Here is a 17,435-nt window from a genome sequence, read left to right on the forward strand (position 1 = left end):
ACGGCACTGGCCGTAACCATCACTACGTACATAATTTCCTAACAGAAGGATGAGAGAGAAACATGGGCGACCATAGTCACGGCAGTCCCGAAAACTCGGGCACCGTTGCTAAGGCTGACGATGTAGCTCAGGATCGTTTCCCCGATCCGGGCTTGCCACCCCATCGTCCGCGTCTCGCAGATCGCGATCCGCGCGCAGCCAAGCGACACGAGCGTCAAGTAGCGCTCCTATTTACCATCTCCATCATCGGAACGCTCTTCTTCTTCGTGGCCTACTTCGTCTTGGGCCGCCTGGGCGAAATGTCTTTCGCTGAGCTGCGTGTGCAGAACGCTGCACTGGGCCTGGGCACCGCATTCGCGATGCTCGGTATCGGTGTAGGTATTGTTCACTGGGCAAAGACCCTCATGCCGGATCACGAGCTCATGGAAATGCGCCACGAGATCAGATCTGAAGAAGACCGCCAGGATGCAGTCGAGATCGTAGATACCGTTCTTGAAGAATCCGGCATCAAGCGTCGTCCGCTGATCCGCAACACCCTGATCGGTGCCATTGCCTTGGCTCCGATTCCGGCGATCTTCATGTTCCGCGACCTGGACCGCACCGGCAACACCGCGAACCAGATGATCGATTCCCTGCGCCACACCATGTGGGACACGGGCATCCGCTTGACCCGCGACCCATCCGGTACCCCGATCAAGGCATCTGATGTCCAGATCGGCTCGGCCTTCCACGTTGTCCCAGAGGGCATCAACGAAACCGAGAATCCGCTGAACGAAAAGGCCAAGGCCGTAGTTCTGCTGATGCGCATGGATCCAGCGGAAATGCAGATCTCCGAGGGACGCGAAGACTGGAACGTGGACGGCATCGTCGCATACTCCAAGATTTGCACCCACGTCGGTTGCCCAATCGCACTGTACGAGCAGCACACGCACCACCTGCTGTGCCCTTGCCACCAGTCGACCTTCGACCTGACCCAGGAATGCAAGGTTATCTTCGGCCCAGCTGGTCACGCACTTCCACAGCTGCCAATCACCGTGGACTCCGAAGGCTACCTGGTTGCGCAGAGCGACTTCCATGAGCCTGTTGGCCCGTCCTACTGGGAGCGTGGTTAATCATGACGACGACTAACGAATACCAGGCATCGACCGCCACCGGTCGTATCGCCAACTTCGTGGATTCACGTGTTGGCGCCTCGGCCATGGTCAAGGAATTCGGTCGCAAGATCTTCCCTGACCACTGGTCGTTCATGTTCGGTGAAGTGGCAATGTACACCTTCGTGTTGCTGCTGCTTTCCGGCACCTTCCTGACCTTCTTCTTCGATCCGTCGATGGCCCACGTGGTCTACAACGGTTCGTATGTGCCTATGAAGGGTCTGGGCATGTCGACCGCCATGGCTTCCACCATGGATATCTCCTTCGACGTGCGCGGTGGCCTGTTCATGCGCCAGGTGCACCACTGGTCGGCACTGCTCTTCGTAGCATCGCTGTCCGTCCACATGCTCCGCGTGTTCTTTACCGGCGCATTCCGCCGCCCCCGTGAATTGAACTGGGTTGTCGGTGGCGTGCTGCTGATCATGGGCCTGGCTGCTGGCTTCACCGGCTACTCCTTGCCTGATGATCTGCTTTCCGGCAACGGCCTGCGCATCATCGACGGCGTCATGAAGGCGATCCCCATCGTTGGTACCTACCTGTCGATGTTCTTCTTCGGTGGCGAGTTCCCAGGCGAGCACGTAATCCAGCGCCTGTACTCGCTGCACATCATGATTGTGCCTGCGGTTATCATCTTGCTCATCGTTGTTCACCTCTTCATGGTTGTGACCCACAAGCACACCCAGTACCCAGGCCCAGGCCGCACCAACGACAATGTTGTTGGTTTCCCTGTTGGCCCGGTTTACGCTGCTAAGGCCGGTGGATTCTTCTTCATCGTCTTCGGCATCGTGGCATTCATCGCTGGCCTCTTCCAGATCAACCCGATCTGGAACTACGGACCATACGACCCATCCCCTGTTTCGGCTGGTACCCAGCCTGACTGGTACATCGGCTTCGTTGATGGTGCACTGCGCTTGATGCCAGGTACCCTGGGCAACTTCAGCTTCGAGTGGATCATCCCGTTCCCTTGGGGTGACAACACCCTGGTGCTGTCGGTTCTGCTTCCGGCCCTGGTTCCTGCTGGCGCGCTCTTCGTGGTGATGTTTGCATGGCCATGGATCGAGCGTTGGGTAACCAAGGACAACCGCGAGCACCACTTGCTGGATCGTCCGCGCAACGCGCCGTTCCGTACCGCTATGGGTGTTGCCGGTGTGATCTTCTACAGCGTGATGTGGGCAGCTGCATCCTCTGACTTGATCGCAACGCACTTCCACGTGGCGCTGAATGACGTGACCTACTGGTTGCGCGCGCTGTTCTTCCTCGGCCCGATCCTGGGCTTCTGGCTGACCCGCCGCATTTGCCTGTCGCTGCAGCGCAAGGATCGCGAGATCGTCTTGCACGGCCGCGAAGCGGGCATCATCCAGATGTCGCCAGAAGGCGGCTTCAGCGAGAAGCACGAAGAGGTCGACGTGTACAAGCGCTACCTCTTGACCAACTTCGTGGATCGCCAGTACATTCCAGCTGAGCCTGACGCTGCCGGCCACATCTCCGGTTCGGAGAAGCGCCGCGCAATGATCTCGAAGTTCTTCTTCGAAGATCGCGTCGCCCCGGTAACCCCATCGGAACTGGAGGCAGCGCATGCTGCTCACGGTCACCATGAGGTTGAGGGTGACATGCAGGACTCGATCGGGAAGTAATTCCGACTCGCGTTAGTCACAGAAGGAGGGACACACCGAAAGGTGTGTCCCTCCTTTATTTAACCCAACACGCCAGAAGCCCGCAGGAACGATTCTGGGCGCTTTAGAAGCGCGGGAGGCGCAAGCGGTCACCGACGGGAGCGATGGGCCTCGTACGCGGCAGGCAAAGGCCTGTGGCAGTCGCCAGGTGATAGGGTGTCCCCCAATGGCCGTTATGGCGTTGGCCTTCTCGCGCGGCACCATTGGAATTCTGGCGGCCAGATTCGCATTGCGCTAGACGTCGGTGCCGGGGAATCCATGTGTCCCATCAGCCTGTGTGCACATTTGCGAACATTGGTGATCGATGCAGAACGGGCCGTGCCCGGAGACGAGGGCCGTACACACGGCCGACAGCAGCCAGTAAGCCACTGGCAAGGGTTCGGGGTGCCGTGCTTCTTGCGGCGCTTGCAGTGTTGCTCCCCCGCGTGCCAAGGCTAGAACGAGTCGGTGTAGCGCGGGGTGCGCGTGCCTACGCGTTGCAGTGGAACGAAGAGCTTGTAGCGGTCCGAGCGATATAGCGACACGGAATAGTCGGCGAGCCTTTCACCGATATAGGCGTAGCGGGTGATCTGCAAAAGCGGGAACCCTGGTTCAACGGCCAGCAAATGGGCTTGGCTCTTGCTGGCGGCAGTACTTTCGACCTGATCCTCGCCCCACTCCAAAAGGATCCCGTAGCGCTCGTGGAGCGCCTGATAGAGCTTGGACGGCGGTTCGGCATCAACGAAGCCCGGAACCAGGTCCGCTGGCATGTAGTTCTCGTCAAGGCTCATTGGGGTGCCATCGGCCAGCAGCAGACGCTTGAACTGAACTACCGGCGTGCCTTCCTCCACCATGAGCTGCAGGGCGAGGTTGGTGTTGGCCTTGATTTCGGCAAATTCGAGAACGTGCGCGTCCGGGACCATTCCTCGGCGCATCATATCCTCGGAATAGGAATGCAACCTGACGCGAAGGTCGAGCTTCTCGGGTACCACGAAAGTGCCGATGCCAACCACGCGCTTGAGCACCTGCTCGTCGACCAGCGCGTCGATAGCCTGCCGGATGGTCTTTCGGGCCACGGAAAAGTGCTCGGCAAGCTCGCGTTCTGGTGGAAGCTTGTAGCCAGGTTTGCAGGCCTCGCGTGCATGGGTCTTGAGGATCTCCCGGATTTGGCGGTACTTGCTTTGCTTGCTTGCGGGATCAAGATGGCCCTCGACCTTCGGCTGGGGTGCGTGGCGCATAATCGATCTCCTAGGCTCTGGCTTGGCCGTCGAGTCAACGCCGGCCCTGCTGTAATTAAAAGACTAATGGGGTGACAAGCCAATTGCTTGTCACCCCATTAAGGTCACTGCTTAGTGTGCGTGGTCTCCACGGCTGTATTCGTAAACCCAGCCGGTCACACCGACGACGGCCAGGCCGGCTCCGATGTAGAAGACCCACCAGCCTACGGCGAGGCCCAGGAAGGAGATTGCCGCAGACGCGGCCAGCACCAGTGGCCACCAGCTCCATGGCGAGAACAAGCCGATATCACCGGCGTTCTCGTGGATCTCACCGTCAACGCGGTCCTCGGGACGAGGGCCGATGCGCTTGGCGGTGAACAACAAGTACCAGCCAACCATTGCGGACAGGCCTACCAGCATCAGCAATGCCAGGAAGCCAACCCATTCGCTCCAGTTGGTCATGTAACCGTAAACTACGGCGACAGGGGCGAAGAAGAAGACGCCACCCAGGAAGATCCAGGATTCAATTTTCATCTTTACAGGTCCTTCTGGTCAGCAGGGCCGAAGATCTTCGCAACCGGGGTTTCCGGGGTAACGCGACCGCTCAGTTCCGGGTGGTGCAGGTCCAGAGCTGGGCGCTCCGAACGGATGCGTGGAATCGAGTGGAAGTTGTGGCGTGGTGGCGGGCAGGAAGTCGCCCACTCCAGCGAGGCGCCGAAGCCCCACGGATCATCAACTTCAACCTTCTTGGCGTAGCGGAAGGTGGTCCATACGTTCCAGAAGAATGGAATCATCGATGCGCCCAAGATGAACGCGAACACGGTCGAAACCTGGTTCATGAAGGTGAAGCCATCTTCAGGCATGTAGTCGGCGTATCGACGTGGCATGCCCATGACGCCCAGCCAGTGCTGGATCAGGAAGGTTCCGTGGAAGCCGATGAACAGCATCCAGAAGTGGATCTTGCCAAGACGCTCGTTGAGCATCTTGCCGGTCCACTTTGGCCACCAGAAGTAGAAGCCAGCGAACATTGCGAAGACCACGGTACCGAAGACCACGTAGTGGAAGTGCGCCACCACGAAGTAGGAGTCCGAAACGTGGAAGTCCAGTGCAGGAGCGGAAAGGATGATACCGGTCAGGCCACCGAACAGGAAGGTGATCATGAAGCCGATGCTCCACAGCATGGGGGTTTCGAAGGTAATCGAACCGCGCCACAGGGTACCGATCCAGTTGAAGAACTTCACACCGGTTGGCACCGCGATCAGCATGGTCATGAAACCGAAGAACGGCAGCATGACCGAGCCGGTTACGTACATGTGGTGGGCCCACACGGAAACCGAGAGGGCAGCGATCGAGATGGTCGCGAAGACCAGGCCCTTGTAGCCGAAGATCGGCTTGCGGCTGAAGACCGGGAAGATCTCCGAGACAATGCCGAAGAATGGCAACGCAATGATGTAGACCTCTGGGTGTCCGAAGAACCAGAACAGGTGCTGCCAGAGGACGGCACCGCCGTTCTCGGGATCAAAGATGTGAGCGCCAAAGCGGCGATCAGCACCCAGTGCGAACAGCGCGGCTGCCAGTGGCGGGAAGGCCATCAGCACGAGCAGCGAGGTGATCAGCGTGTTCCACGAGAAGATCGACATGCGCCACATGGTCATGCCAGGGGCACGCAGGCAGATGATCGTGGTGATGAAGTTGACGGCACCCAGGATGGTACCGAAGCCCGACAGCGCCAGGCCGAAGACCCAGAGGTCTCCACCGACACCTGGCGAGAAGGTGGTGTTCGAGAGCGGCGCGTAAGCGAACCAACCGAAGCTAGCTGCACCCTGCGGGGTGAGGTAGCCGGCCAGGGCGATGGCCGAACCCATTGCAAAGAACCAGAAGGCCAGTGCGTTCAGACGTGGGAAAGCCACATCCGGGGAACCAATCTGCAAAGGCATCATGACGTTGGCGAAGCCTGCGAAGAGCGGGGTTGCGAACATCAGCAGCATGACGGTGCCGTGCATGGTGAACAGCTGGTTGTACTGTTCCTTGGTCTGCAGGATTTGCATACCTGGTTCGAACAGCTCTGCACGGATCAGCAGCGCCATAACGCCACCGACGCAGAACAGGACGAACGAGCTGATCAGGTACATGTACCCGATCTTCTTGTGGTCGGTCGTCGTGATGTAGTCGACGAAGAGGCGGCCCTTCGACTTCGGCACCACGGCTGGGGCAATCGACCGGACGTCGTCAGTTGCATATTCAAACGTTGTCATCGTGATTATTCTCCTTCCCCGTGTTCGACTACGACGCCGTTAACCGTGTCCGGCTGGCGGTCGTATTCTTCGCCGATGTGTCCATCGTCCATCTTTGCGAGCTGAGCCTTGAACTCTGCGTCGCTGACAACCTTCACGTTGAAGAGCATCTCGGAGTGGTACTCGCCGCAAAGCTCGGCGCACTTTCCGTCGTAGTTGCCTTCAACCTGAGGAGTCAGGTAGATGTGATTGGTCTTGCCCGGGATCATGTCCAGCTTCTGCAAGAAGGCTGGAACCCAGAACGAGTGAATGACATCGCGGCTATTCAGATCCAGCTGTACCGACTTGCCTGCTGGCAGGTACAAGGTCGGCAGTTCTTCACGAGCGCCTTCCGAGCCATCGGTGTGCAGGTGGGCCTGCGTGCCAGCGAAATGCTTCTCAGTGCCCTGGTAGGTGTAGTTGAAGTCCCAAGACCACTGCTTGGCTCGAACGTCTACTACGACCTCGGAATCAACAGGCTTGTTGATGCTCTTTTCCAGGGTGTTGTTGAAGCTGAAGAAGACTAGAACAAGGACCAAAGGAATGGCCGTGTAGAAGATCTCCAATGGCATGTTGTAGCTCAGCTGGCGGGGGTAACCGGTGTCGGTCTTGCGGCGGCGGTAGGCGATGATGCACCAAAGCATCAAGCCCCAAGTCAAAATACCGATGACGACCACGGCGATCCACGAGTGAACCCAGAAATCCTGGATTGCAGCTGTGTGGTTAGTGGTGTCACGCTCCACGTTTGGGAGCCAACCGCGTTTAGCCTCCGCTGAACATCCCGTCAACAGCAGCGCGCCGGCGCCGACTAAAGCCAGAACTTTGGCTTTAGCAGACCCGCGACTGCCGGTTCGGTCTTGCGAACTCACAGACGGCCCTTCCTCTTTGTTGGTGCAGAATGTGGTCTTCATAAGTCACCTCGTGGTTTAACGTGTTGCACGGTGAGGTGGCTTACGAAGGGAAACATAGTTTTACTACTTAACGTAGAGCTTACCCTCTTCGGGGTCAGAATGCCGAAAAACGCCGCTGTTCTAACGAGAAATTTCTTCAACGTTTGAACAGCGGCGTTAGTTCCCTTGGGCCTAGTGGAAGGAGTCTCCACAGGCGCACGAGCCGGAAGCGGAAGGGTTATCGATGGTGAAGCCCTGCTTGGAGATGGTGTCTTCGAAGTCGATCGAAGCGCCGGCAAGGTAGGGAACGCTCATCTTGTCGACGATGACCTCTACGCCGTCGAAATTGCGAACAGCGTCGCCTTCGAGCATGCGCTCATCGAAGTAGAGCTGGTAAATCAGGCCTGAGCAGCCACCTGGCTGCACGGCAATGCGCAGACGCAGATCGTCGCGGCCTTCCTGCTCCAACAGCGAACGCACCTTTTCGGCGGCCACGTCGGAAATATTTACCTCGTGGGTTGGCAACTCGGTTGGGTCGCCCTTGGTTTGGTCAACAGCTGCAGTCATGATTTCCTCCCATACTGCTCGTTGTGGCATCTGCTTCAGGTTTGCCCTGAAGCATCGCCTCTGTTCTTGCTACTATCCTACGTCGCTACGGCGAGGATTTCTCCCCTTGTGTCACGGCGTATGACACGCCTCATAGTCCTTCAGCATTGATCCTGGCCAGCAACAGCGCTTCAGCCTCAATTGCATGCTGGAAGTCGCCAAGGTGCAGGGATTCATTCGCCGAGTGGGCTCGGGAATCTGGATCCTCGACTCCGGTCACGAGGATCTGCGCCTTCGGGAATACCTCAAGCAGATCAGCGATGAATGGAATTGATCCTCCCAATCCCATGTTCACTGGCACAACGCCCCAGGCTTGTTCAAGAGCCCAGCGAGCAGTGTCGTTCGCCGAAGCTTCCAGATCGGCCTTGTAGGCATTGCCCGCTTCTGTGGCCTTGAAATCCACTTGCGCACCGCGCAAATCGACTCCCCGCACATGCGCCTCCAGCGCCTGAAGCGCCTTGGCTGGATCCTGGCCCGGTGCCAAGCGCATTGAAACCTTGAATCGAGTTTGCGGAATCAGGGTATTCGACGACTGGTCAACGGTGGGGACATCCATTCCAATAACGCTCAGTGCTGGTTTATTCCACAAGCGATCGGTGATTTTTCCAGTGCCAGCCAATTCGAATGAATCCAGGACGCCAGAATCATTGCGGAACTGCGCTTCGTCAAAGTCGACTTCGGCTGATTCGTTGGCAACAAGGCCGGCAACGGCAACAGCGCCGTCTTCATCGTGGAAAGTGGAGATGAGCTTTGCCGCGAGGAGCGGGGAATCCAATACCGGCCCGCCGAACATTCCGGAATGAACCGCATGCTTGAGCGATCGCACGGTGATTTCAGCGGCACACATCCCGCGCAGCGAGCTCGTGAGCGCCGGAGTGCCAACAGCCCAGTTGCTTGAATCGGCGACAATGATCACGTCGGCTGCGAGCTTGTCCTGATGCGCTTCGAGGAAGTTGCGGAAGGACGGCGAACCTGCCTCCTCCTCCCCCTCGAAGAAGTAGGTGACGCCGAGCCCGAAATCTTTTACAAGGTCCAGCACCGCGCGCAGAGCCGCGATATGGACCATGATTCCGGCCTTGTCGTCTGCCGCTCCACGGCCAAAGAGGCGGTCGCCGATCTTAGTGGCCTCGAAGACGGGGGTATTCCAATCTTTTTCGCTGCCCGGAGGCTGCACGTCGTGGTGGGCGTACAAAAGGACAGTTGGCTTGCCTGGTGCGGCCTTGCGCCGGGCTACGACTGCCGGGGCGCCCATGGCGCCGTTTTCGGCAGGTTCACGCAGAATCTCCACGCTCTCCATGCCTGCATCCCTGGCCAGTTCGGCAACGGCTTCTGCCGACTTTTCCAGATTCTGCGGATCAAAGGATTCCCACGCAATGCTGGGAATGGAAACTAAAGCCTTGAGTTCTTCGAGGATCTGCTCGAAGTTCGTATCAATGTGGCCTCTTAATGAAGAAATATCAACACCGTTCGTAGCGGCGTCGAAGACAGAATTTGTGCTCATGTCTTCAGCCTAGCAATTCATTGCGTATCGAATGTCACGCGACAAGCTAATTCCGGCTAGGATAGAGGGGTGTTTGGACGTAAGAAGGATGAACCTCAATCCCCCGTAAATGTACAGCCCGTAGAGCAGTCATCGGAATCAGCCGATGGACGCAAATCGGGGCCAACGCCCAAGCGCAGTGCGCAGCAGGCGAATCGTCAGCGACCTTTGGTTCCGACTGACCGCAAGGCGGCCAAGGAAGCAGAGCGGCAGCAACGCGTTGAAGCTCAAAATCGCTTGCGCATTGCCAATGAAACCGGCGACGAGCGCTACCTCATGCCACGCGACAAGGGTGAGCAAAAGCGTTATACCCGTAATTTCATCGATTCTCGCTGGATGTTTGGCGAGTTCATGATGTTCATCATCCTGGCATTCTTGGTAATTTCGCTTGTATTCCAGAGCAACCTTCAAATCCAGGTGTTCGTTCAGCTGGCGCTTTGGGTTGTTATCGCCTTGATCATCCTTGAAGCAATCGTCACCTCGATCCTGCTCAAGCGCCGTCTCGTGGCCAAGTTCGGTCACATGGAACGCGGAGTACGCATGTACGCAGCGATGCGTGGAATGCAGTTCCGCAAGCTTCGCTTGCCTAAGCCGCAGGTTGCACGCGGGGCCAAGGTCGACTGATTCACCTTATTTGGCAATAGAGGCAAGCGCATTCGAGCTTGCCTTTTTTGCCATGTCCTCTCGACTTGAAACAAGCTAGAAACTTTGTAAGTTGGATTACAATGTTTTAACTCGCATGTCATGCAATTCCTTGCACGCTTTTTACCTCGTGCGCTCCCCCTGCATTACCTGAGCGGATCTTCTTGTAGCGGCAGATACAAGGCCTGATTCCGATCCTTCTTTACGGCCCGCTCCTGCCTTAACGCAGGTCGGGGCTGGAGAACGCTGTCGTTCTCCAGCCCCGAAGCTTTCCAAGCCGGTGCGAGTGGAATCTTGATCGCTCTAGAGCATGCGCTCAAGGTCCTTGTTGATGGAGCGAGCCCAGAACGGGCCTTCATACAAGAATGCGGTGTATCCCTGCACGAGGTCAGCGCCCGCGTCCAAGCGATCCTTGACATCTTGTGCGCTTTCTACGCCGCCCACGGCAATGAGCGCCATGTCAGCAGGTACGAGCGAACGAAGCTGGCGAAGCACTTCCAGGGAACGCTCCTTTAGCGGTGCTCCAGACAAGCCGCCAGCACCAATTTCCTCAACCTTTGCCGCGTCGCTCTTCAAGCCGTCACGGGTAATGGTCGTATTTGTCGCGATGATGCCATCGAGCTTCAGCTCTATTGCCAGCTGTGCTACGTCCGAGACATCCTCATCGCTCAGATCCGGAGCAATCTTCACCAGCAAGGGAATGTGCCGTCCGGAGACTTTGTCGGCGAGTTCTCCTACCTCCGAAAGCAACGGACGCAACGATTCGACGCTTTGAAGCAGTCGAAGGCCAGGAGTATTAGGGCTGGAAACGTTGACCACCAAGTAGTCGGCATGAATGGCCAGCTGGCGCGTCGAGGCGAGGTAGTCCCCTACGGCGTCGTCAAGCTCAACTGCTTTGGTCTTGCCGATGTTGACGCCAATGACCGGTCGGGTCTGCTGGTAATCGCCCTTCAAGTGCTGGCGCGCGCTGGCAACTCGAGCTGCAACGAGCTCAGCGCCTTCGTTGTTGAATCCCATGCGATTGATTACTGCACGGTCTTCAACGAGGCGGAAGAGCCGAGGCTGCGGGTTGCCTGGCTGCGCCTGTCCGGTTACTGTACCAATTTCAACGTGGCCGAATCCGATATCGCTGAGCGCAACGATTCCGGTAGCTCCCTTGTCGAATCCGGCGGCCAGTCCGAAGGGCGAGGGGAAGTCGATTCCCATGACCGTTCTCTTCAGTTTCGGCGCAGGAGCGAAAAACTTGCGGGCCGCTTTGGTGAGCCCAGCACGTTGCGCGATCTTGATGGCATTAAAAGCAAAATGGTGAGCCTGTTCAGGATCCATCTTGGTGAACACGTGCTTGAAGACCAATGGGTATATGCGCATGAAACCATTTTCCCGTGAAGAACCCGAAACAGACAACTTGAGATGAGTAGTATTCAAGATATGAAGGAGCACATCATCCGCGAAAGCGACGCGTGGCCTGATTACCTGGCCTCAACGCAGGCCGGCGAGTGGTCCCAAGATTTTTTGGGCGAGTCGTTCGAATACCAAAGTTTGGACTTCGGCGTTGATGATGAAGGGCCCGCGGTAGCAACCCTGGTTCGCTACCGTCCCCGAGGAATCCGAAACAAGCTTGGGCGCAACGCACGGGGCATCGTGCTCAGCGTACACGGGTGGAGCGACTATTTTTACAACCAGGAATTAGCGTTCTTCTGGCATGCCCAGGGCTATCACTTCTACGCTGTTGATCTGCGCCGGCACGGCAGGAGCCTGAGATCAGAACACCAGCTGCCAGGCTACGTCGACGATCTGGCGGTTTTTGACGAGGATCTCGACGCGGCGCTTTCCGTGATCAAATCCGAGCATCCGGCCCTGCCCATTGTGGTCCAAGGCCATTCGACCGGCGGCCTGATCCTGAGCCTGTGGATTGCCCGCAAGAGCCCCGGAATCGTGGCGCTGGTACTGAATTCACCGTGGCTGGAGTTCCAGGGAACAGCGTTCTTGCGCATACCCATGCACGGGCTCATGGAAGCGATCACAAGAACAAATCCCCGACGCAAGCTGATAGGTCCGGAATTTGACCACTATTGGCAATCCCTGAGCACTCAAGCGCACGGTGAATGGGACGTTCACCGGCTGTGGCGGCCGCGCCTGGCATTCCCCAATACAGCTGGATGGCTCAAGGCCATCTTTGATGGGCATGCCCACGTGGCCAAGGGCCTGAATCTTCGCTTGCCGATCCTCGTCATGACTTCTGACAACACCCACATCGGAACCAGCTACTCGCCGGATATGCAGCATTGCGATTCGGTGCTCGACGTTCAGCAAACCCGACTTCGCGCAGGGAAGCTGGGAAGCTTCGTCACGCTGTGCGAAGTACCTGGCGCCATGCACGATGTTTTCACGTCAGCCGAGCCAGCCAGGGCAACTGCCTATCGGGATCTGGCCTTGTGGCTGCGATTGGTCGGCAAGATTCGGAAATAGGCCCTAGGCCTGTGGCTTGTCGATGGCGCCGCCATACCGCCGGTCGCGCTTGGCGTACTCCTCGACGGCGGTGAACAAGGTGCGGCGGTCGACGTCTGGCCAGAGCTGGTCGAGGAACACCATTTCTGCGTACGCAGACTGCCAGAGCAAGAAGTTGCTGGTTCGCTGTTCGCCACTGGTGCGCAAGAACAGGTCGACGTCCGGCAGTTCAGGTGCATGCAGGTACTTGGCGATGGTTTTCTCCCCCACTGCGCTGGCGCGCAGTTTCCCTGCGGCAACATCTTTGGCAATAGCGCTCACCGCATCGCCAATCTCCGCACGCCCACCGTAATTGACGCACATGGTCAGCTGGCAGCCCTGGTTGGCCTCGGTGAGCTCTTCGGCGGCACGCAATTCGTTGATTACGGACTTCCACAGCTTGGGTTCGCGTCCGGACCAGCGAATGCGTACGCCCCAAGAATTCAGCGTATCTCGCTGTCGGCGCAGAACGTCGCGGGAAAAGCCCATCAGGAAGCGCACCTCGTCCGGGCTCCGCTTCCAGTTTTCGGTGGAGAAGGCATATACCGAAACGTACTTGATGCCCATTTCGACTGCACCAGCCATCACATCGAGGAGGGCTGCTTCACCCGCGCGGTGGCCTTCGGTGCGCGGCAGGCCGCGCTGATTGGCCCAGCGTCCATTGCCGTCCATCACGATGGCCACGTGCTCAGGGACCAGCTCCCGGGGAATGGCAGGCATGCGAGGATTCGCTGGATGCGCGTATGGCGCTTCGGGACCTCGGCGGCCGGTGATCTTCGGAAGTTTTTTCAATTTCTCTCCACGAGACGTAGGGAATTCACTGCACGCTCAAGGTGCCACTGCAAATAGTTTGCCACGATGTCTGCTGCCTGCTTGCGTGCTCGAGGGCCGGCCTCGGCAACGCTGGCCCAGTTGCCCTCGAGCAGCGCCTGCAGGTAGTCAATGGTGATCGGATGGGGCGACAATGAACCTGGCGGACGGCATTCCGCGCAGACCACTCCGCCCAGCTGGATATGCACAGCTTGATGCGGGCCGGGCTTGCCGCACTTGACGCAATCGGTAAAGGATGGGGCCCATCCTGCCATTGATAGCGCGCGCAATATGTAGGAATCCAGCACAGCGCCGGAATCCACGCGCTGCTTGGAGAGCAGGGCGATGGCTCCATGGAACAGCCGATATTGCTGCAAGGTGGAATCGCCTTCGGCCTCGACCAGCTTTTCGGCAATCTCGGCCATGGCGTTGGCAACGGTGTAGCTCGGATAATCTGCCACCAGCAATTGCCCGTAGGAATTGCGTAGCTGCGCCTGGGAGACGATGTCCAGGTTCCGCCCCATCACCAGCAGGGCTTCGACCTCCATGAACGGCTCGAGGGTTGCACCCAGCCGCGATGACGTGCGGCGAACTCCCTTGGCCACCGCGCGGACAATGCCCTTGGGCGTGAGCAAGGTGATGATCCGGTCCGCTTCTCCCAGCTTGTGGGTGCGCAAGACTAAACCACGCGTGTGGTAACTCCTGGAAGCAAAACCTGATCGGGACACGGAGAATATTCTCCCACTACCGCAATCAAAGTGCGCAATCTGGAGGATTGCTGGTGTTGCGAGGATGCTGCGGGAAAAAAGTGCACGCCATGCCAAAGGCCATTGCCTTCGCCATAGCGTGCACTTGTTCTACAGGGCTTGGCCTCTTTAGGCGGCGTCGCGGATCGCGCGGTTCACTGCCGAGACAACGGCCTTGAGCGCTGCAATGTTCGTGTTGGTGTCCATGCCGATGCCCCAGAGGATGCGATCGCCAACGGCGCATTCAACGAAGGCCGCGGCACTGGCGTTGCCGCCTTCGCTCATGGCGTGCTCGGTGTAGTCCAGGACGCGCAGGTCCACGCCGTCGTCGTTGAGCATTTTCACCAGTGCAGACAGCGGACCGTTGCCCTGGGCAGTGCGTTCATGGGCCACGCCGTCGATGATCAACTTGGTATCCAGCTGGAAGCTGCCATCTTCGGCAGAGGTTGCCGTAGCCGAAGCGATCTCGTAGTAGCCCCATGATTCCATGCCTGAATCCTTGGCAACTGGCAGGTATTCATCCTGGAAGACATTCCAAATGCGCTCCGAGGAGATTTCGCCGCCTTCGGTGTCGGTCTTGCGCTGGATGACGCCGGAGAACTCGATCTGGGCACGGCGTGGCAGATCCAAGTTGTAGTCGTTCTTCAGCAGGTACGCGACACCGCCCTTGCCGGACTGCGAGTTCACGCGGATCACGGCCTCGTAGGAGCGGCCGATATCCTTCGGGTCGATCGGCAGGTAGGGAACGGCCCAAACGAGCTCATTGATGTCCTTGCCCTCGGCGCCGGCCTTGGCTTCCATCGACTCCAGGCCCTTCTTGATGGCATCCTGGTGCGATCCGGAGAAGGCGGTGAAGACAAGGTCGCCACCGTAGGGGCTGCGTTCTGGCACGGGCAGCTGGTTGCAGTACTCGACGGTGCGGCGGATGTGGTCCATGTCGGAGAAGTCGATTTCAGGATCGATCCCCTGGCCAAACAGGTTCATGCCCAAGGTGATCAGGTCGACGTTGCCGGTACGCTCGCCATTGCCGAACAGGCAGCCTTCGATGCGGTCCGCGCCGGCCAGGTAGCCCAGTTCAGCTGCGGCCACGCCGGTGCCGCGGTCGTTATGCGGGTGCAGCGAGAGGATGATCGAATCGCGGTTGGCCAGGTTGCGGTGCATCCACTCGATGGAGTCCGCGTAGACGTTCGGGGTAGCCATTTCCACGGTGGCTGGCAGGTTCAGGATCATCTTGTTTTCCGGGGTGGCTTCCAGGATTTCGGCCACGGCCTCGGAAATGCGCTTGGCGAAGGCCAGCTCGGTGCCGGTGTAGGACTCCGGCGAGTACTCGTAGGTGATCTTGGTGCCGGACAGCTGCTCTTCGTACTTCTTGCACATCCTGGCGCCCTGGACGGCGATGTCCACGATGCCGTCCTCGTCCTGGCGGAAGACGACTTCGCGCTGCAGGATCGAAGTGGAGTTGTACAGGTGGACGATGGCCTGCTTGGCGCCTTCCAGGGCCTCGTAGGTGCGCTCGATCAGGTGTTCGCGGGACTGGGTGAGCACCTGGATGGTCACATCTTCGGGGATGCGATCCTGTTCGATGAGCTGGCGCACGAAGTCGAAATCGGTCTGCGAAGCCGATGGGAAGCCAACTTCGATTTCCTTGTAGCCCATCTGCACCAGCAGGTCGAACATCTTGTGCTTGCGCTCAGGGCTCATCGGGTCGATCAGCGCCTGGTTCCCGTCGCGCAGGTCGACGGCGCACCAGCGCGGGGCCTTGGTGATGTATTTGTCGGGCCAGGTGCGATCGGGCAGGTTGACTTCGATCTGGTCCTGGAATGGAACATACTTGTGGATTGGCATGTTCGAAGATTTTTGCATGTTTTGCATTTCGGTGTGTCCCCTAGACAAAAATAGTGCTTAGTTTGTGGGGCCAGACAAGAGCTACTCCGCGACGAGGGGTCGGCCTGTAGACCACTAACGGTCCTTTGGATCCTCGCAGCGGCTGAGTAGTAGTAGAAGCTCGAAATGCACGAATTGAGCATAACACCGAGGATTCGGCTGTGCTCAAACTTATGTCGGCGCTGTGTCACATTGTGGACAGCCGGCGTTCCGGCGGCCCTAGACAGCCCGGGCCTCCCGGCGAAGAATGGGAATTAAACGGTACCGGCCCAAGGAGGCCTGCAGATGAAAGCGATCATCGTCGGCGCGGGAATCGCCGGACTGGTGGCTGCACGGCAGCTGGGCCTGGCCGGCTGGCAAGTGCTGGTGCTCGAGCGTTCTGCGGCGCCACGCCGCGATGGGTACATGATGGACTTCTTCGGGCCGGGGGTGGAAGCTTCCGAACGCATCGGCCTGCACCCCTACTTGGCCGAGGTGGCCTACCAGGTGGAAGCGGCCGAATACATGGATCCGGGCGGGCGGGTCACCGCCAGCCTGGACTACCTCAAATTCGCGGATCTGGCCGGCGGCAATGTGCTCTCCTTGCTGCGCCCCGATATGGAGCGCGCGGCGCTCAAGGCCTTGGGCGAGGTGAAGGCAGGCCGGGTGCAGCTGCGCTACGGCGTGCACATCGAGCGGATGGAGCACCACGGGGCGCAGGTGCAGGTCTGGCCCGGCGGCGGGCAGCCGGTGGAAACCGCTGACCTGCTGATCGGCGCCGATGGCATCCACTCGGCGGTGCGGTCCGCCTTCTTCGGGCCCGAGGAGGACTTTCTCAGCCCGCTGGGGATGCGCGCGGCGGCCTTCATCGTGCACGAGCCAGCGCTGAACCGGCAGTTCAAGAACCGCTTCGTGCTCAGCGACACGGTGGATCGCACTGCGGGGATCTACGGATTGCGCGACTCGGAGGTCGCCTCGTTCCTGGTCTACCGGCAAGATCCGCAGGCCAAGCTGGACGGGACCCGCGAACGCTTGCGCCGGATTTTCGCCGGCGCCGGCGGGCAAGTGGACCGGCTGCTGGAGCTGTGCCCGCCGGATCCCTATGACGATGCCGTCGCCCAGGTGCTCATGCCCTGCTGGCATCAGGGCGCCGTGGTGCTCATCGGGGACGCAGCCGCCGCTGTGTCCTTGCTGGCCGGGCAGGGCGGCGCGATGGCAGTGTGCGCGGCCGCGGCGCTGGGAGATGCGCTGGGCCCGGTATCCAACCAGGAGCAGCTGCCGGCAGCCCTGGATGAGTATGAGCGGGTGATGCGGCCGAAAATTGCCACCGCCCAGGCTTCGGGGCGCCGGGCGGCCAACAGCTTCCTGCCGCGGCGCAGGCTGGGTCTGCTGTGGCGCCGGCTGATCCTGCGCTCCACCAGGCTGCCAGGAATGGATCGGATTATTGCCCGGCAGATCGTGAAGCGGCTGGCCAAATAGCGGCCGGCTAGGCAAAAACCGGCCGGAACCCAAATGGTTCCGGCCGGTTGATGATGCCTCTAGGCACCAGGTGCCTTGC

15 protein-coding genes are annotated in these 17,435 nt (G+C 59.1%); 5 read left to right on the plus strand and 10 right to left on the minus strand.

Annotation, left to right across the window (positions count from 1 at the left end):
* Window positions 1-62 precede the first annotated feature (62 nt).
* Together qcrA and qcrB are read left to right on the plus strand one after the other, a co-directional pair.
* Complete coding sequence (gene qcrA / locus AC6CHO_RS04835; protein ID WP_060701614.1) at window positions 63-1,112, plus strand: cytochrome bc1 complex Rieske iron-sulfur subunit; 1,050 nt, start codon at window positions 63-65, stop codon at window positions 1,110-1,112.
* Between the two features lie 2 nt (window positions 1,113-1,114).
* Window positions 1,115-2,785: a cytochrome bc1 complex cytochrome b subunit gene (gene qcrB / locus AC6CHO_RS04840; RefSeq protein WP_498213963.1), complete on the plus strand. Its 1,671-nt coding sequence runs from the start codon at window positions 1,115-1,117 to the stop codon at window positions 2,783-2,785.
* Between the two features lie 473 nt (window positions 2,786-3,258).
* Here the strand turns inward: qcrB and AC6CHO_RS04845 are convergent, their stop codons facing one another.
* The 6 genes from AC6CHO_RS04845 to AC6CHO_RS04870 form a co-directional block, all read right to left on the minus strand.
* Window positions 3,259-4,041, minus strand: a complete 783-nt coding sequence (locus AC6CHO_RS04845; RefSeq protein ID WP_444663873.1) for a GntR family transcriptional regulator — start codon at window positions 4,039-4,041, stop codon at window positions 3,259-3,261.
* 111 nt (window positions 4,042-4,152) lie between these two features.
* Window positions 4,153-4,554: a cytochrome c oxidase subunit 4 gene (locus tag AC6CHO_RS04850; RefSeq protein ID WP_444663872.1), complete on the minus strand. Its 402-nt coding sequence runs from the start codon at window positions 4,552-4,554 to the stop codon at window positions 4,153-4,155.
* A gap of 2 nt (window positions 4,555-4,556) precedes the next feature.
* Window positions 4,557-6,275 (minus strand): aa3-type cytochrome oxidase subunit I, encoded by a 1,719-nt coding sequence (ctaD, locus tag AC6CHO_RS04855; protein ID WP_146275143.1) that lies wholly within the window; start codon window positions 6,273-6,275, stop codon window positions 4,557-4,559.
* A gap of 5 nt (window positions 6,276-6,280) precedes the next feature.
* Window positions 6,281-7,162, minus strand: coding sequence for an aa3-type cytochrome oxidase subunit II (ctaC, locus tag AC6CHO_RS04860; RefSeq protein ID WP_060701619.1), 882 nt, complete (start codon window positions 7,160-7,162; stop codon window positions 6,281-6,283).
* 213 nt (window positions 7,163-7,375) lie between these two features.
* Window positions 7,376-7,750: a HesB/IscA family protein gene (locus tag AC6CHO_RS04865; RefSeq protein ID WP_060701620.1), complete on the minus strand. Its 375-nt coding sequence runs from the start codon at window positions 7,748-7,750 to the stop codon at window positions 7,376-7,378.
* A gap of 130 nt (window positions 7,751-7,880) precedes the next feature.
* Window positions 7,881-9,290: a dipeptidase gene (locus tag AC6CHO_RS04870; RefSeq protein ID WP_498213965.1), complete on the minus strand. Its 1,410-nt coding sequence runs from the start codon at window positions 9,288-9,290 to the stop codon at window positions 7,881-7,883.
* Between the two features lie 69 nt (window positions 9,291-9,359).
* Here AC6CHO_RS04870 and AC6CHO_RS04875 point away from each other — a divergent pair, with 69 nt between their 5' ends.
* Window positions 9,360-9,953 (plus strand): DUF3043 domain-containing protein, encoded by a 594-nt coding sequence (locus AC6CHO_RS04875; protein ID WP_498213966.1) that lies wholly within the window; start codon window positions 9,360-9,362, stop codon window positions 9,951-9,953.
* 321 nt (window positions 9,954-10,274) lie between these two features.
* Here the strand turns inward: AC6CHO_RS04875 and AC6CHO_RS04880 are convergent, their stop codons facing one another.
* Window positions 10,275-11,339, minus strand: coding sequence for a quinone-dependent dihydroorotate dehydrogenase (locus AC6CHO_RS04880; RefSeq protein WP_498213967.1), 1,065 nt, complete (start codon window positions 11,337-11,339; stop codon window positions 10,275-10,277).
* 42 nt (window positions 11,340-11,381) lie between these two features.
* Between AC6CHO_RS04880 and AC6CHO_RS04885 the strand changes: the two genes are divergently transcribed.
* Window positions 11,382-12,440, plus strand: a complete 1,059-nt coding sequence (locus tag AC6CHO_RS04885; protein WP_498213969.1) for an alpha/beta hydrolase — start codon at window positions 11,382-11,384, stop codon at window positions 12,438-12,440.
* 3 nt (window positions 12,441-12,443) lie between these two features.
* On the opposite strand, the gene AC6CHO_RS04890 is transcribed toward AC6CHO_RS04885, so the two are convergent.
* The 3 genes from AC6CHO_RS04890 to leuA all read right to left on the minus strand — a co-directional run bounded on the left by AC6CHO_RS04890 (window position 12,444) and on the right by leuA (window position 15,886).
* A complete protein-coding gene (locus AC6CHO_RS04890; protein WP_244652410.1) occupies window positions 12,444-13,178 on the minus strand; it encodes an isoprenyl transferase in 735 nt (244 codons plus the stop codon).
* Between the two features lie 68 nt (window positions 13,179-13,246).
* The gene (gene recO / locus AC6CHO_RS04895; protein ID WP_498213970.1) at window positions 13,247-13,996 is read right to left on the minus strand and encodes a DNA repair protein RecO; all 750 of its coding nucleotides are present in this window, start codon (window positions 13,994-13,996) and stop codon (window positions 13,247-13,249) included.
* Window positions 13,997-14,143: 147 nt separating this feature from the next.
* Entirely contained in the window at window positions 14,144-15,886 is a 1,743-nt protein-coding gene (gene leuA / locus AC6CHO_RS04900; RefSeq protein WP_498213971.1) for a 2-isopropylmalate synthase, read from the minus strand.
* Window positions 15,887-16,183: 297 nt separating this feature from the next.
* Here leuA and AC6CHO_RS04905 point away from each other — a divergent pair, with 297 nt between their 5' ends.
* Window positions 16,184-17,356: an FAD-dependent monooxygenase gene (locus AC6CHO_RS04905; RefSeq protein WP_498213972.1), complete on the plus strand. Its 1,173-nt coding sequence runs from the start codon at window positions 16,184-16,186 to the stop codon at window positions 17,354-17,356.
* Window positions 17,357-17,435: the final 79 nt, after the last annotated feature.

The sequence above is a fragment of the Glutamicibacter sp. GQ173 genome (genome assembly GCF_059759215.1).